This is a genomic window from Streptomyces sp. NPDC048484, assembly GCF_040651415.1.
In the GTDB taxonomy this organism is placed as follows: Bacteria; Actinomycetota; Actinomycetes; order Streptomycetales; family Streptomycetaceae; genus Streptomyces.
Window position 1 is genome coordinate 76,692 of sequence record NZ_JBEZJY010000034.1, and the last position, 15,255, is coordinate 91,946.

General features: G+C 70.9%; 14 protein-coding genes and 1 riboswitch. Of the genes, 2 read left to right on the plus strand and 12 right to left on the minus strand.

Going from position 1 to position 15,255, the window contains the following annotated elements:
• Positions 1-46: 46 nt before the first annotated feature.
• From AB0D14_RS30415 to AB0D14_RS30440, 6 genes are all read right to left on the minus strand, one after another.
• Positions 47-319 carry a phosphoribosyl-ATP diphosphatase gene (locus AB0D14_RS30415; protein WP_149510532.1) on the minus strand — a complete coding sequence of 91 codons (273 nt, stop codon included), beginning with the start codon at positions 317-319 and terminating at the stop codon, positions 47-49.
• 34 nt (positions 320-353) lie between these two features.
• Positions 354-839: a 6,7-dimethyl-8-ribityllumazine synthase gene (gene ribH, locus AB0D14_RS30420; protein WP_362785502.1), complete on the minus strand. Its 486-nt coding sequence runs from the start codon at positions 837-839 to the stop codon at positions 354-356.
• A 44-nt stretch (positions 840-883) separates the two neighbouring features.
• The gene (locus AB0D14_RS30425; protein WP_362785505.1) at positions 884-2,182 is read right to left on the minus strand and encodes a bifunctional 3,4-dihydroxy-2-butanone-4-phosphate synthase/GTP cyclohydrolase II; all 1,299 of its coding nucleotides are present in this window, start codon (positions 2,180-2,182) and stop codon (positions 884-886) included.
• Positions 2,179-2,832, minus strand: a complete 654-nt coding sequence (locus tag AB0D14_RS30430) for a nicotinamide mononucleotide transporter family protein (RefSeq protein WP_362785508.1) — start codon at positions 2,830-2,832, stop codon at positions 2,179-2,181. Before AB0D14_RS30430 ends, AB0D14_RS30425 begins: the two co-directional genes overlap by 4 nt.
• Positions 2,829-3,482, minus strand: a complete 654-nt coding sequence (locus AB0D14_RS30435) for a riboflavin synthase (RefSeq protein WP_362785511.1) — start codon at positions 3,480-3,482, stop codon at positions 2,829-2,831. The genes AB0D14_RS30430 and AB0D14_RS30435 overlap by 4 nt, the downstream gene beginning before the upstream one ends.
• Positions 3,483-3,634: 152 nt before the next feature.
• Positions 3,635-3,765: riboswitch (FMN riboswitch) on the minus strand.
• Between the two features lie 385 nt (positions 3,766-4,150).
• The gene (locus AB0D14_RS30440; protein ID WP_362785514.1) at positions 4,151-5,353 is read right to left on the minus strand and encodes an ROK family transcriptional regulator; all 1,203 of its coding nucleotides are present in this window, start codon (positions 5,351-5,353) and stop codon (positions 4,151-4,153) included.
• Positions 5,354-5,516: 163 nt separating this feature from the next.
• Here AB0D14_RS30440 and AB0D14_RS30445 point away from each other — a divergent pair, with 163 nt between their 5' ends.
• A complete protein-coding gene (locus tag AB0D14_RS30445; protein WP_362785517.1) occupies positions 5,517-6,836 on the plus strand; it encodes an MFS transporter in 1,320 nt (439 codons plus the stop codon).
• Here the strand turns inward: AB0D14_RS30445 and AB0D14_RS30450 are convergent.
• Positions 6,818-7,939, minus strand: a complete 1,122-nt coding sequence (locus AB0D14_RS30450; protein WP_362785599.1) for a glycoside hydrolase family 6 protein — start codon at positions 7,937-7,939, stop codon at positions 6,818-6,820. The two genes, AB0D14_RS30445 and AB0D14_RS30450, sit on opposite strands and share 19 nt — an antisense overlap.
• Before the next feature lie 172 nt (positions 7,940-8,111).
• Here AB0D14_RS30450 and AB0D14_RS30455 point away from each other — a divergent pair, with 172 nt between their 5' ends.
• Entirely contained in the window at positions 8,112-8,843 is a 732-nt protein-coding gene (locus AB0D14_RS30455; RefSeq protein WP_362785520.1) for a DUF5995 family protein, read from the plus strand.
• Between the two features lie 84 nt (positions 8,844-8,927).
• On the opposite strand, the gene AB0D14_RS30460 is transcribed toward AB0D14_RS30455, so the two are convergent.
• The 5 genes from AB0D14_RS30460 to AB0D14_RS30480 all read right to left on the minus strand — a co-directional run bounded on the left by AB0D14_RS30460 (position 8,928) and on the right by AB0D14_RS30480 (position 15,246).
• Positions 8,928-10,634 carry an NAD(P)/FAD-dependent oxidoreductase gene (locus tag AB0D14_RS30460; protein ID WP_362785523.1) on the minus strand — a complete coding sequence of 569 codons (1,707 nt, stop codon included), beginning with the start codon at positions 10,632-10,634 and terminating at the stop codon, positions 8,928-8,930.
• A 63-nt stretch (positions 10,635-10,697) separates the two neighbouring features.
• Positions 10,698-11,486: a carbon-nitrogen hydrolase family protein gene (locus AB0D14_RS30465; RefSeq protein ID WP_362785526.1), complete on the minus strand. Its 789-nt coding sequence runs from the start codon at positions 11,484-11,486 to the stop codon at positions 10,698-10,700.
• A 215-nt stretch (positions 11,487-11,701) separates the two neighbouring features.
• Positions 11,702-12,979, minus strand: coding sequence for an MFS transporter (locus AB0D14_RS30470; RefSeq protein WP_362785529.1), 1,278 nt, complete (start codon positions 12,977-12,979; stop codon positions 11,702-11,704).
• Positions 12,980-13,183: 204 nt separating this feature from the next.
• Entirely contained in the window at positions 13,184-13,636 is a 453-nt protein-coding gene (locus AB0D14_RS30475; protein WP_362785532.1) for an Lrp/AsnC family transcriptional regulator, read from the minus strand.
• Positions 13,637-13,764: 128 nt separating this feature from the next.
• Positions 13,765-15,246 (minus strand): amino acid permease, encoded by a 1,482-nt coding sequence (locus AB0D14_RS30480; protein WP_362785535.1) that lies wholly within the window; start codon positions 15,244-15,246, stop codon positions 13,765-13,767.
• Positions 15,247-15,255 lie beyond the last annotated feature (9 nt).

A 15,255-nucleotide genomic window follows, 5' to 3' on the forward strand; every position in this document is an offset into this window, starting at 1 on the left:
CGTGTTCGTGCGGGAGCGGGGGCGTGCGGGTGTCGGGTGCGAGGGCTCAGAGGTGGGCGTACACGTCGTCCAGGGTGATGCCGCGAGCGACCATCATCACCTGGACGTGGTAGAGCAGCTGCGAGATCTCCTCGGCGGCTGCTTCCTTGCCCTCGTGCTCTGCGGCCATCCAGACCTCGGCGGCCTCTTCGACGACCTTCTTGCCGATGGCATGGACCCCCTTGCCGACCAGCTCAGCGGTGCGGGAAGTGGCGGGGTCGCCGGTGGCTGCCTTGTGCTGGAGCTCGGTGAAGAGCTCCTCGAAAGTCTTCTTGGACATGGTGGTGTTCACCCTACGCGCTCGCGGGCCTACGTCAGCGCCAGGGTTCGGATACCGATCGGAGGGTGGCCGCGGTCGCCACGGCCGCCGTCACCGCCTCGTGCCCCTTGTCCTCGTTCGAGCCCTCGATGCCCGCGCGGTCCAGGGCCTGTTCCTCGGTGTCACAGGTCAGCACGCCGAAACCGATGGGGACACCGGTGTCGATGGAGACCTGGGTGAGGCCCTGGGTGACGCCCTGGCACACGTACTCGAAGTGCGGGGTGCCGCCGCGGATGACGACGCCGAGCGCGACGATCGCGTCGTAACCGCGGCCCGCGAGAACCTTCGCGACGACCGGCAGCTCGAAGCTGCCGGGGACCCGCAGGAGGGTCGGCTCGTCGATTCCCAGCTCGCCGAGGGCGCGCAGCGCGCCGTCGACGAGTCCGTCCATGACCTTCTCGTGCCACTGTGCCGCGATGACGGCGACCCGCAGGTCACCGCAGTTGCGTACGGACAGTTCGGGTGCGCCCTTGCCGCTCACGTGTGTGTCTCCTCGTGCTGTGCCGTTCGTGCTGTGCTGTGCTGTTACTGGTTGCCGCAGGCGGACACGGTGGTCGTGTCCAGCCAGGGCAGATCGTGCCCCATCCGGTCCCGCTTGGTGCGCAGGTACCGGAGGTTGTGCTCGCCCGCCTGTACGGGCATCGGCTCGCGGCTCGTGACCTTGAGGCCGTGGCGGACGAGCGCGTCGGTCTTGTCGGGGTTGTTGGTCATCAGCCGCAGGCTGCGGACACCGAGGTCCTCAAGGATCTGCGCGCCGGCCGCGTAGTCGCGGGCGTCGGCGGGCAGGCCGAGTTCCAGGTTGGCGTCGAGGGTGTCGCGGCCGCGCTCCTGGAGCTCGTACGCGCGCAGCTTGGACAGGAGCCCGATGCCGCGCCCTTCATGGCCGCGGAGGTAGACGACGACGCCGCGGCCCTCGCTCTGGATGCGCTCCAGGGAGGCTTCGAGCTGGGGGCCGCAGTCGCAGCGCAGGGAGTGGAAGACGTCGCCGGTGAGGCATTCGGAGTGGACGCGCACGACGACGTCGTCCCCGTCGCCGATCTCGCCGTGGACCAGCGCGACGTGCTCGACGCCGTCGACGGTGGACCGGTAGCCGTAGGCCGTGAACTCGCCGAAGGCGGTGGGGAGCTGGGTCTTGGCCTCACGGCGGACCGTGGGCTCGGCGGTACGGCGGTAGGCGATCAGGTCCTCGATGGAGATGATCGTCAGTCCGTGCTTGCGAGCGAACGGGATCAGCTCGGGCAGGCGCAGCATCCGCCCGTCCTCACCGGCGATCTCGACGATGGCGCCGGCCGGCCGCAGGCCCGCGAGCCGGGCGAGGTCGACGGCGGCCTCGGTGTGGCCGTTGCGGACGAGTACACCGCCGGGCTTGGCGCGCAGCGGGAAGATGTGGCCGGGGCGTACGAAGTCGGTCGCCTCGGCCTCGCCGCCGGCCAGCAGCCGGAGCGTGGTGGCGCGGTCGGTGGCCGAGATGCCGGTGGTCACGCCGTAGGCGGGGCCCGCGTCGACGGAGACCGTGAAGGCCGTGCGCATCGACTCGGTGTTGTTCTCGACCATCTGCGGGAGCTGGAGGCGGTCGAGCTCGTCGCCCTCCATGGGCGCGCAGATCAGACCGCGGCACTCGCTCATCATGAAGGCGATGATCTCGGGGGTCGCCTTCTCGGCGGCGATGACGAGGTCGCCCTCGTTCTCCCGGTCCTCGTCGTCGACGACCACGACGGGGCGGCCCGCGGCGATGTCCGCGACGGCCCTTTCGACCGGGTCGAGAGCGAAGTCCGAAGTGTCCTGATCGTGTCCGGTGCTGTACCAGACCGGTGCGCTTGTCATGCCGGGGCTCCTTCCAGGACGGGCTGCCCGGCCTTGCGGGAGCGCAGCCACCAGTCGCGCATGCCCCACAGGACGAGCGCGCCGTAGATGATGTAGACGAATCCGGAGAACGCGAAGCCGTTGGCGAAGTTGAGCGGCACGCCCACCAGGTCGACGAGCAGCCAGGCGAACCAGAACTCGACCATGCCGCGCGCCTGGGCGTACATCGCGACGACCGTGCCGACGAAGATGTACGCGTCGGGCCAGGGGTCCCAGGAGAGCGACGGGTACGCCGTGAAGAGGCTCCCCACCGCGAGGGTGCCCACGGCCGCGGCGCCGAGCAGGTATCCACGCTCGCGCCAGGTGGCGAACCGGACGGCGATGGAGCCGTCCGTGCCCATGGCCGAGCCACCCTTGCGGCGGTTCCACTGCTGATAGCCCCACAGCGCGACGGCCATGACCACCAGCTGCTTGCCCGCGCTGCCCGAGAGGTGGGCGGTGGCGAAGGCGGCGAGGAGGATGGCGCCGGACAGGAACTGGACGGGCCAGGTCCAGATGGAGCGGCGCCAGCCGAGGGCGAGGCCGATCAGCCCGATCACGTTGCCGATCATGTCGGCCCACTTGATGTGCTGATCGAAGAGCGTGAACGCCTCGGAATTGAGCCAGTTCACCGTGTCGCTCCTTGCGTACCGGTGGCGGTGCCGGGCAGCCCGGTCCGCCCCCCTGCCTGCCCCTGCGGGCCGAGCAGCCGCTCGACGTATTTGGCGATCACGTCGACCTCGAGGTTGACCGGGTCACCGGGCTGCTTGCGGCCGAGGGTGGTCAGGTCGAGGGTGGTCGGGATGAGGCTGACGGTGAAGAAGTCGGGGCCGGCGTCGACGACGGTGAGGCTGATGCCGTCGACGGTGATGGAGCCCTTCTCGACCACGTAGCGCGAGAGGTCCGCGGGCAGCGAGATCTTCACGATCTCCCAGTTCTCGGACGGCTTGCGCTCGATGACCTCGCCCGTGCCGTCCACGTGGCCCTGCACGATGTGTCCGCCGAGGCGCTCGCCGACGGCCATGGGCCGTTCGAGGTTGACGCGGGAGCCGACGGCGAGGACGCCGAGGCTGGAGCGGTTCAGGGTCTCCGCCATCACGTCGGCGGTGAACTCGCCGCCTTCGTGGTCGACGACCGTCAGACAGACGCCGTTGACAGCGATGGAGTCTCCGTGACGTGCACCTTCGGTGACCACGGGGCCACGGAGCCGGAAACGGGAGGCGTCGCCGAGGTTCTCGACGGCGGTGACCTCACCCAGCTCTTCAACGATTCCGGTGAACACTTCCCGGGTCCTCCTGCCTCTTCGGGCACGGACTCCGGGGCCTGTCGATGACGACAGATGTGAAACGAGCGGGGGCACCGAGGGCGACGCCGCGTAGGACGTGCCCGTAGGACACGCCGAAACAGACGGCGGCGCGCACGAATGCCCGCCCGCCGCGCACTGCCTCCCATCCGGACTTTAACCGTCGGTCCAGGAATTTCACCTGGTCAACCGGCCGCTGGAAGCGACCGGGTCGCGGACTGTAACCGCCGGTTCGGACTTTCACCGACCCCGGAGTGCGCTGCTTCTGGTACAGACTCAGTGTGCCACGCCTGATCGACACCCATACGAGTGAATGTTGTGGGGTGGCTCACAAAGTGTACCGATGGACTTCACGGGACACTCGTGACGCGTCAATTTTCCCAGGAGCAAGGTGTCCGGTAATGGTCCAAACCTATTGACGCTTTGGTCTAGTCCTCTCTAGGGTCTGCGTTCACCGGCGCCTCTCCGGGCCCGCGATCGCCGGCCCACCCCAGATCGACCCGGCGGCGGTGACGGAGGCCCTTGCCCCGCCGCCGGGTCTCCGCATCCCGGTCTCCGCATCCGGGTACGAACTCGGGGACACGCGCAAGGGCCCGGGCTTCGGGGCGCCCCTGGCCACGCCTCGGGAGGCGACCGGCGACCCCGCCTCATCTCTCCGGAGGCGCGAACAGCTCGTCCTGGGCCCCGTCGCGCGCCGTCAGCAGCGCGCCACGCAGGACCGCGCCGCCGCCCAGAGCGCCGGCCCGCACCTCGGTGGGCAGTGGTGTCATCCGGCCGAGCCGGTCCCGCACCCGGGCCGCCAGCACTTCGCCGCCCGCCCGGCCGACCTCACCGGCGAGAACCACGCATCCCGGGTCCAGCACGGCGATCACGGACGCGGCACCGAGGGCGACGCGATCCGCGAGCACGTCGAGGAATCCGGAGGCCGAGGCGGAGCCGGTGGTCGCGCCGGTGGTGCGCGACACCGCCTCGCGTACCAGCGCCGCCGCATGCGGTTCATGGGACAGGGCGGGCGCCACGACGCCGTGCCGGTGCGCCAGTTCGGTGATCGCGGCGGCGCCCGCGAGCGAGTGGAAGCCGCCCTCGCAGTCCGTCGCGGACGGCAGGCCGCCCGTGCCCGGCACCGGCAGGAAGCCGATCTCCCCGGTGCCGCCGGAGGCACCCCGGCGCAGGACGCCGTCGAGGACCACGGCGGCGCCGATCCCGTGGCCGAACCAGAGCAGGGCGAAGGTGTCGCGGTCGCGGGCGGCCCCCTCGCGCTGCTCGGCCAGGGCCGCGAGGTTGGTCTCGTTCTCGACGACGACGCGGGCCGGCAGCCGCTCCTGGAGGGCCGCGGCGAGACGGCGGTGCCATTCGGGCAGGCCGGAGGAGTTGCGAAGTTCACCGGTGGCGGGGTCGATCAGGCCGGGGGCCCCGACACCGACGGTGTGCAGCCGCTCGACACCCGCCTCCTTGGCCGTACGTTCGACCAGCGCGACCGCCTGCTCGACGGCGAGCCCGGTGTCCGTCTCGTCCGCGATCGGAACCGACGCTTCGGCCAGCACCGTGCCCAACAGATCCGCGACGACCACGGCCACACCCTCGGTGCGCAGGTCGAGGGCCGCCAGATGCGCCCGGTCGGCGACGATGCCGTACAGACGGGCGTTCGGACCGCGTCGCTGCTCACCCGACTCCCCCGTCACGCCGATCAGCCCGGCCGCGGCGAGGCGTTCCACCAGGTCGGCGACGGAGGGCCGGGACAGGCCGGTGAGCTGCTTCAACTCCCCAGCCGTCAAGGGCCCTTCCTGCTGCAGCAGACGCAGGGCGAGCCGGTCGTTGATGGCCCGGGCGGTGCTCGGTGATGCGGGCATGCCGGGATCCTTCCAGATCAGGGCCACCGTCGGCGGCGGGCTCAAAAACCGTCTATCTATCAGGCAAGCTGCCTGATAGTTTACGGCGGCAGAGCGGGAGGACAACAGAAAACGCCAGAGGGCAACAGGGAATGACAGAGGACGACAGGCAGGGGCCGGAAGAATGAGTGCAGTGGTCTACGACCGGCGCGAGGTGAAGCGCTCCCGGTACGCCGTGGCGGCGGTGTTCGCCGTGCACGGGGCCGTCACCGGCTCGTTCGCGACACGCGTGCCATGGATCCAGGACCACGCGTCGGTGAGCGCGGGGCAGCTCGGCCTGGCGCTCGCCTTTCCCGCGATCGGCGCCTCCGTGTCCATGCCCATCGCGGGCAGCATCAGTCACCGCTTCGGCGCCCGCACGGCTCTGCGCGGACTCATCTCGTTGTGGACGCTCGCTCTCGCCCTCCCGGCGCTCGCGCCGAACCTGCTCACCCTGTGCCTGGCCCTTTTCGTGTACGGGGCGACGGCGGGCATGGCCGACGTGGCGATGAACGCCCTGGGCGTGGAGGTCGAGAACCGGCTGGACAAGTCGATCATGTCAGGGCTGCACGGCATGTGGAGCGCGGGCGCCCTGGTCGGCTCGGCCGCCGGTACGCTCGCCGCACATCTGGGCACGGACGCCCGTGTGCACCACGCGCTCGCCGGCGTGGCGCTCACCGTGCTCGGCATCGTCGCCTGCCAGGGCGTACTGGACCTGCGCGCCACCGACGACACGGAACCGCCCCCGCGTTTCGCGCTGCCGCCGAAGTCGGCGCTGCTCATCGGCGCGATCGGCTTCTGCGCGGTGTTCGCGGAGGGGGCGAGCCTGGACTGGTCCGCGGTCTATCTGCGGGACGTCATCGGAAGTTCCGCCGGCCTCGCGGCCGCGTGCACGACCGGCTTCACCCTGACCATGGCGCTCGCGCGGTTCGCCGGCGACGCGGTGGTGGACAGGTTCGGACCGGTGCGCACGGTGCAGGTCAGCGGCCTTCTCGCCACCGCCGGCGCACTGCTCGTCGTGCTGGCGAAGAACGCCGCCCTGGCCATGACCGGCTTCGCGCTGCTGGGCCTCGGCATCGCCGTGGTCGTACCGCTCTGCTTCGCCGCGGCCGGCCGCAGTGGGCCGAATCCGGCCCAGGCCATCGCGGGCGTCGCCACCATCACGTACACCTCCGGCCTGATCGCCCCGTCCGCGATCGGTACCGTCGCGGGTGCGACGAGCCTGGTGACCTCCTTCGTCCTGGTGACCGCGCTGGCTTTCGGGATCACCGCGTTCGCGGGCGTCCTGCGGTCCAGCGGCCGCACGGCGGGCGCAGCGGTCGGCACCCCGGACACGAAGGCCGGTACGTCGGGCACCGAGGCAGGCACGGCGGACGCGAAGGTTCCGGCTTCCGGTGCACCCACCGAGGACTCCGAAGCCGGCTCCGGCTACGGCTCGACGAACGGTCAGCGTGCCAAGTCGTAGGCGTAGTCGGGCGTGAACGTCCCCGGTGCGCCCTTGCAGCCGTCGGACTCGCCCGGCAGCTTCACCCACAGATAGGCGTCGATCCGGGCCTCTCCGGTCTTCAGGGTCGGCGCCTGCCCCAGCTTGCGGCCCCCGGGGTCGCACCACTCGCCGTCGTCCGGGGCGCCGTTGCCGTTGCGGCTGGTGTCGATCACGGCGCCCAGACTCGCGGGACCACCGAGCGCGTCGAGGGTCCGGCGGACGTACGCCACCTCGTCGCCGGTGCGGTTGAAGTTGGAGACGTTGCTGAAGATCCCGTCCGACGACGCGGCGGACGCGGCCCCGGCCCGGCGCAGCAGTCCGGCCTGTTTCCCCGGTGAGTGCCAGTCCGAGTGGCCCGCGTCGAAGTAGACCCGTGCCTTCGGGTGCGCCGCCTTGAGGACCCGGCCCGCCCGGGCCAACGAGGCGAAACGCGCCGTCCGCTGACTCTCGGAGAGACATTCGGACTGGGCTGTCGCGTCGGGCTCCAGGATCACGACGACGTCACCCGAACCGAGGCCCGCCGCGAACTTCTCGATCCATCGGTCGTACGCGCCGAGGTCGGGCGCACCGCCCTGCGAGGCCCCGCCGCAGTCACGGTTCGGTATGGCGTACGGCACGAGGACCGGCACGCTGCCCTTCGCCGCACCGGCCGACGTGACCGCCCTGACGCGGGCGGTGATGTTCGACGGCGTGTAGTCCGCGAACCAGACCGCGGCGGGCCGGTCGGCTATCCGGGACTCGATGACCGAGCGGCGCGGATCGTCGGGGTTGGCCCGGACCCAGTCCAGGACCTGGGAGTCGGAATGGCGGTACAGCCGCACGGACGCGGGCTCGGTACGCGGTTTCGCCGACGCGGACTTCGAGTGCTTCGGGCTCGGCCCCGCCCTGGAGGCGGACGGCGAGGGCGACGGGGAGCCGGAGGTCGTCGAGGGCGAGGGGGTGGGCACGGCGGGCAGCGGCTGCAGGAGCGGCGAACTGGTCGCGTCGGGGCGCGCCTCGTCGTCGCCCCGGCCGTCGTCCAGCGCGGACATCATCCCCGTCACGGTGCCGACCACGACGACGGCGGAGGCCACCGCCACCATGGCACCACGCCGGGCGGCCCGTCGGCGCTCCGCCCTCCTCGCGGCCAGACGCTCGGCACGTCGGACTGACACGTGGTGCTCCCCCTCCTCCGGGCCCCGCGTAATACCCCGTTCTGGGGAAGCGCTCGGCCCGGCGGCCCGGCACACACCCTAGGCCTGGGACCCTGCCGTCATGGTGCGGTTGGAATGCTTCGGAGAAGACGCGGCACACGTTGACAGCCTCGACGCGGTGCTGCACCGGATGCGTGCGCTCGGTGCGGGCTGGCCGGAGCGTGACGGGGTCGCGGTCTTCAACCGTGTCTACCTCGCCGTCACCGAGGAGGTCGGCAGACACCTGGACGCGGGGCGCTTCCCCGACGCGCGGGCCGCGATCGCCCTGGACGTGCGGTTCGCGGAGCGCTACCTCGGGGCCGTCGAGGCGGTCGCGGAGGAGCGCCGTCCCCCCGCGTGCTGGCGGCCGCTGTTCCAGCTGCGAGGTCATCCCGGAGTACGTCCGCTGCAGTTCGCCCTCGCCGGTATCAATGCGCATATCGGGCACGATCTGGCGCTCGCGGTGGTGGACGCCTGTCGTACGCTCGGCTGCGAACCGGGCGAGCTGGAGGACGAGTTCGACCGGGTGGGTGATGTCCTCGTCTCGCTGGAGGAGCGGATCCGTGAGGATCTGATGCCGGGGCCCGACCTCCTCCAGATCGCCGATCCGCTGACCCATCTGCTGGGCGCCTGGAGTTTGGAGCGGGCGCGGGACGCGGCGTGGTCCGCCGCGCGAGCCGTGTGGGCCCTGCGCGAACTCCCCGACCTGGCCGAGGAGTTCGTCGAGCGGCTCGACACGGGGGTCGGGCTGGTGGGCCGTTGTCTGCTTACCCCGCTGGGAGTTGGGCCGGATCTTGCGCTGCCCGGGCAGTGACTTACCTGCGGGCCGGTGGGGGCTGGTCGCACAGTTCCCCGCGCCCCTGGAAACCGCCGAGGCGCGCCCCCGAAGGGCACCGCCTCAGTCCTCGGGGAGTTCCACCGGAGCTATCTCGTCGTAGACGTCGCCGGGGCCGGGGTTGGCCGGGTCGGTCGCGCCGCCGAAGTGGTGCATGACGCCCCACACGGCGTTGAGCGCGGTCTGTACGGCGCCCTCGGCCCAGCCGGCCGTCCAGGAGATGTCGTCGCCCGCGAGGAAGATGCCCCGCTTGTCCTCGGGCAGCCGGTCCTGCATGAAGTGCGTGAACAGGCGCCGCTGGTAGCGGTAGTGGCCGGGCAGGTTGGCCTTGAACGCGCCCATGAAGTAGGGCTCGTTCTCCCAGGACACGGTGACCGGGTTGCCGATGATGTGCTTCCTGATGTCGACCTTCGGATAGATCTCGCCGAGCGACTTCAGCATGACCTCCATCCGCTCGTTCGCCGACAGCGGCAGCCACTTGAGGCTGTCGTCGCACCAGGTGTAGGAGAGGCAGATCACGGCGGGCCGGTCCGGACCGTCGTCGAGGAGGTAGGTGCCGCGCGTCATACGGTCGGTGAGCGTCATCGACATGACGTCCCGGCCGGTCTGATTCCCCCTGTCGTCGACGGCCTTGTCGAGCCAGAACGGCCGGTCGACCGGCACGAAGAGCTTGGAGCTCTCCATGTAGTGGGTGCGCTCGATCGCGGTCCAGTGGTCGATCGGGAACAGCGCGTCGTCACAGGCGACCTTGGAGAGCAGCATCCAGGACTGGGCGGTGAAGATCGCCGCCTGATACGTACGGATGTCGCCGGAGGCGTCGGTGACGGTGATCCGGTTGCCCGCGGTGCGGTTCAGGCGGGTCACGGCGGGCCGGGGCTCCCCGTCGTGCAGCGTGGCCAGCGAGGTCCCGTACGCCCAGTGCACGATCTTCTCCGGCTCGCGCTCCCACAGGCGCAGCGGGAGCTGCTGGCTGCCGCCGACGATGCCGCGGTGGTGGTCGTCGGCCTCGGTGTAGACGACGCGCAGGATCTCCAGGATGGAGTTCGGGAAGTCGGTGTCCCAGCCGCCCGTGCCGAAGCCGACCTGACCGAAGATCTCGCGGTGGCGGAAGGACTTGAACGCCTCGGAGTCGCAGAGGAATCCGTAGAAGGTCTGGTCGTCGAGCTTCTCCACGAGCTTCGCCCAGATCTCGCGGATGCGGGGGACGTCGCGCTCGCGCATCGCCTCGTTCATGTCGGAGAAGTCGGCGCCCTCCTCCAGGCAGGCGTTCCAGGCGGTCGCCACGTCACGGTAGACCTGCGGCAGGTCGGCGAGCGTCTCGGCGTAGTGCGACTGGCCCTTGAGGTCGACGACGGTCGAGGGCGTGGCCTGGGACAGGGGGTTGGGGAACGGCTCGGTCCGCAGCCCCACCAGGTCGATGTAGTGCTGGAGCGCCGTGGAGGACGGCGGGAAACGCATCGCGCCCAACTCGGCCGTGAGGGAGGGGTCGCAGCCTTCGAAACCCACCGTCCGCAGCCGGCCGCCGATCTCGTCGGCCTCGTACACGACGGGCTTGAGACCCATCTTCATCAGCTCGTACGCGGCCACGATGCCGGAGAGGCCGCCGCCGATGACCGCCACCTCGGTGCCGAGTTCGGTCGCCGGCAGCTGGCCCAGGCCCGCGGGATGCCCGAGGAAGTCGTCGTACGCGTACGGAAAGTCCGGGCCGAACATGGTGATCGGCGGCTGTGCGCCGGTGTGCGGGACGGCGGGGGGCACCGTGGACGTCATGGGGTACGGACTCCTTGCACGAAAGCTTTTGGTGCGGCTGGTGGGGCTGGTTGTGTGGGGGTGTCAGACCAGGGCCCCGTAGAGGCCGGGGCGACGGTCCTTCAGATACGGGTTGGCCTCGCGCGAGGCGGCGAGGAAAACGGGGTCCACCTCGCCGAGGACGAGTTCCTCCGTGCGGCCCGCGCGGGCCCGGGCGCCGCCGTCGGGGCCCGCCAGGGTGGAGAGCCCGACGAACTCGAACTCCCCTTCCGCGCCGACCCGGTTGACGTACGCGACGTACATCTGGTTCTCGAAGGCGCGCACCGGCACGACGGACTCGGCGACGAACTGGAACGGGTGCATCTGGGCCGTGGGCACCACGAGGAGGTCGGTGCCGGCGACGGCGTGCGCGCGGACGTTCTCCGGGAACTCCACGTCGTAACAGATCATGAGGCCGACCCGGAGCCCGTCCAGCTCGGCCTGGACCACCGGCTCGTCGCCGGGGGTGAACCACTCCTGCTCGAAGCAGCCGAAGAGATGGGTCTTGCGGTAGTTCGCGAGGCGCGTGCCGTCGCAGGAGATCAGCTGGGCCGAGTTGAAGACCAGGTCCGAGGAGCGCTCCGGGTAGCCGTAGACGATAGCCACGCCGTGCCGGCCAGCGATCTCGGCGACCTCGTCCGCGGAGTCGCCGTCGGCGGGCTCGGCCAGCCGGTGCACATCGGCGCCGATCGCGTAGCCGGTGAGGAACAGCTCCGGGGCGATCAGCAGCCCGGCGCCCGCGGCGGCGGCACGGCGCGCGGCCCCGTCGAGGACCTTGAGGTTCTCGACGACGGATCCGGGGCGGCCGGAGCTCTGGAGCAGGGCGGTGCGCATGCGTGTTCCTCACCGGGGGCGAAGGGTCTGGAGGGCCGGACGGGCAGCCAGATCGACGGTACGGGCGGCGGGTTCCGGGGGACAAGGAGCAGCCGTTGCGCGTCGGTGAGCTGATCGTTGCGTGCATGAGGGGCCGGGCGGCGATTCGTTGCGCGCCCCGGGTCGCTGCATGGCTGCGCGTCCGGGTCGTCAGGTCAGGAAGGGCACCGGGGGCTTCACGGCCGTGCCTCGGCACCCCGCTTCCTGGCCGCCAGCACCAGCCCCGTCACCAGGTAGGGCACCGCGAGCACGGCGAAGACGGTGCTGTGCGCGGCGGTCGTACCGATCAGCGCGTACACGCCGAACACGGCGACCGTGACCACCTCCGTGCCCAGGCTCGCGAAGGAGGTCAGGGTGGCCCTGCGGGTCTCGTCGATACGGTGCTGGAGCCGGACGTCGGCGAGCACCTCCGCCAGCTGGAAGCAGCCGAAGGCGACGCCCACGAGAACGAGACCGGCCGGGGTCCGGGTGGCCGCGCCCACGGCCAGGGCGAGCCCGCCGCCCGCGAGCAGCACCGCGAGCCCGGTCGTGCCCAGGCGTTCGGCGGCCCCGGCCAGCAAACTGCCGGCCGTGACGATCGCCCAGACCAGCAGGAGCAGGTAGGGCACCGTACGGTCGGCCACCCCGGTGTCACGGATCAGCAGCGGCGTGTACTCGTCGAGAGCGCCCCACACCGCGGCGACGGCCGGTACGAGCAGCAGGGCGCGGCGCACGGACCGGTTCTCCCGGCATTCGGCCAGTCCGCCCCGCAGGGACACCGTCCAGCCGCCACCGCCACCGCCACTGCCGCCACAGCCACTGCTCTTGCCATCGCTCTTGCTCTCGCCGTCGTCGTCGGCCGCCTTCGGTACCCGGTGCTCCTGGAAACGGGTCGCCGTCGCCGCGCCCAGCAGGCAGGCCAGCACACTGGCCGTGCCCACGGCCGGGTAGCCGCCCAGTGCGAACACCGGGCCGGCGAGCGCCATCGCGGCCATCACGGCCAGCAGGCCCACCGCTCGTGCCCGGCCCATGACGCGCGCGTACCGGTCGGCGGCGCCGAGCCGGTCCAGTTCGTCATAGACGAGTGCCTCCCGCGCACCCGAGCTGAGCGCTCCCCCGGCGCCCCACAGGACGAAGCCGAGCGCGAAGGCGCCGTACGACGGGACGGTCACCCACAGGGCGAAGCCCGTGGCGGTGAGCAGCGGGGCCAGCCACAGCAGCGTCCGGCGGGACACCGAGTCGGCCCAGGCGCCGGAGGGGACCTCCAGGAACACACCGGTGATCGACCAGAGGGCGAACAGCGAGGAGATCTGCCAGACCGTGAGCCCGGAGTCGGCGAACAGCAGCGCGTACACCGGATAGAGCAGGACGAAGTCGTCGAGGAACGCGTAGCCGTACAGCGTGGCCGTCAGCTGCCGGACGGCGGAGCCGGAACCGGCACCGGCGTCGGGCACACGCGCAGGTGAGAGTGTCATGAGGCCTTCCCGAAGGGACCGCGGAGAGAGTTCGGACGCCGGAGGTACGGCGTCCGAGGCGGTCCTCGGGACCTTCGGAAGGCACGGCTGGTGAATCAATGTCGCCAGGTCATGACACCGATGCTAGTCCGGGCCAACCGGCCTGCCCAGCGAAATATCCGACTCCCCCAGAGCCCCACAAGGGGCGCCCGTCCCCGCAGAGCGCTACGTGGGCGCCCCTGAGGAGAACCTCCGCAACAACGGCGAAAGCACCAGCACGGACTTCGTCCGTTCGACGAACGGCTCCCCGGCGATCCGCTCCAGCACCCGCTCGAAATGCCGCATGTCGGAGGCGAAGACCTGCACGACCGCATCGGCCTCCCCGGTGACGGTGGATGCGGCCACGATCTCCTGATACCGCTCAAGCCCTCGCTGAATGGTCTCGGGCGAGGTGTTGCGGCGGCAGTAGATCTCGACGAACCCTTCGGTCTCCCACCCGAGCGCCGCCGGGTCCACGCGAACGGTGAACCCGGTGATGGCCCCGGTGGACCGCAGCCGGTCCACCCGCCGTTTCACGGCGGGCGCGGACAGCCCGACCTCCTGACCGATGTCGGCGTAGGAGCGCCGGGCATCCTCGGCGAGGGCGTGCACGATGCGTTCGTCGAGATCGTTCAGCACTGCGGGCGGATCACTTCTCTTCGGAAACCGGGGGACCCGCTGGGGCCCGCCGGGAACGGCGTCGGGGAACGGCTGACGGCTGGGACGGGCTGCCGACGGCTGGGCCCCCGCTCAGCCGACCGGCCCGGTCACAGCACCAGACGTGAGCGCCGGTAGCCGTAACTGAAGTAGAACACGAGCCCGACAGCCATCCAGACCCCGAAGACCACCCAGGTCACGGTGTCGAGGCTGCCCATCATCCACACACAGAGGCCGAAGCCCACCGCGGGCATCACCGGCGACAGCGGCACCCGGAACGTACGGGGCATCTCGGGCCGGGTACGCCGCAGCACCACCACGGCCACGTTGACCAGCGCGAAGGCGAAGAGCGTGCCGATGCTGGTCGCGTCGGCGAGCTGCCCGAGCGGGATCGCGGCGGCGAGGACACCGCAGAACAGGGACACGATGACCGTGTTGACGCGCGGGGTCCCGCTCCTCGGGTGGACGCGCGAGAAGACCTTGGGCACGAGTCCGTCTCGGGACATCGCGAAGAGGATGCGGGTCTGCCCGTAGAGCACGGTCAGCACGACACTCGCGATGGCGACGACCGCTCCGGCCGCCAGCAGCGTGCCCCAGAAGGCGTGACCGGTGACGTCCTTCATGATCCCGGCGAGCGCGGCCTCCGAGCCGGTGAACCGCTGCCAGGGCCTGGCACCGACGGCGACGGCAGCGACGAGCACGTACAGCGCGGTCACGATGATCAGGGAGAGCATGATGGCGCGGGGCAGGTCGCGCTGGGCGTTCTTGGCCTCCTCGCCCGCGGTGGAGGCCGCGTCGAACCCGATGTACGAGAAGAAGAGGGTGGCTCCGGCGGCGCTGACGCCGGCCATGCCGACCGGCATGAAGTTCTCGTAGTTCCCGGAACGGAAGCCCTGCAGACCGATCACGCAGAACAGCAGCAGCGCGGCGATCTTGACGACGACCATGACGGTGTTGGCGCGCGCGGACTCGCGGGCGCCGCCGAGCAGGAACGCCATGGCGAGCAGGACGACGATCAGCGCGGGCAGGTTGAAGATCCCGCCGTCGCCGGGCGGCGCGGAGAGCGCGTCCGGGATGGTGACGCCGATCGTGCCGTCGAGCAGCTCGTTCAGGTACTCGCCCCAGCCGACGGCCACGGCCGCGACGGAGACGCCGTACTCCAGGACGAGACACCAGCCGCAGATCCAGGCGATCAGCTCGCCCATGGTCGCGTACGTGTACGAGTACGAGGATCCGGAGACCGGGATGGTGCCCGCGAGCTCGGCGTACGAGAGGGCCGAGAAGAGCGCGGTGAGTCCGGCGATCACGAAGGAGACGGTGACGGCCGGGCCCGCCTTCGGGACGGCCTCGCCGAGCACCACGAAGATGCCGGTACCGAGCGTGGCACCGATGCTGATCATCGTCAGCTGCCACAGGCCGAGGGAGCGCCGAAGGCTGCCGCCCTCCCCCTGCCCGCTCTCGGCGACCAGGCTCTCCACGGGCTTGCGGCGCATCAGACCCGAGCCCGACCCCGAGCCCGGGGGCGTGGGAACGGAGGCGGGGCTGGGAGTGGGGTGACTGCGGGACTGCAGGGGTGCGCCGTGGTCGTGCACGCGGCTGGC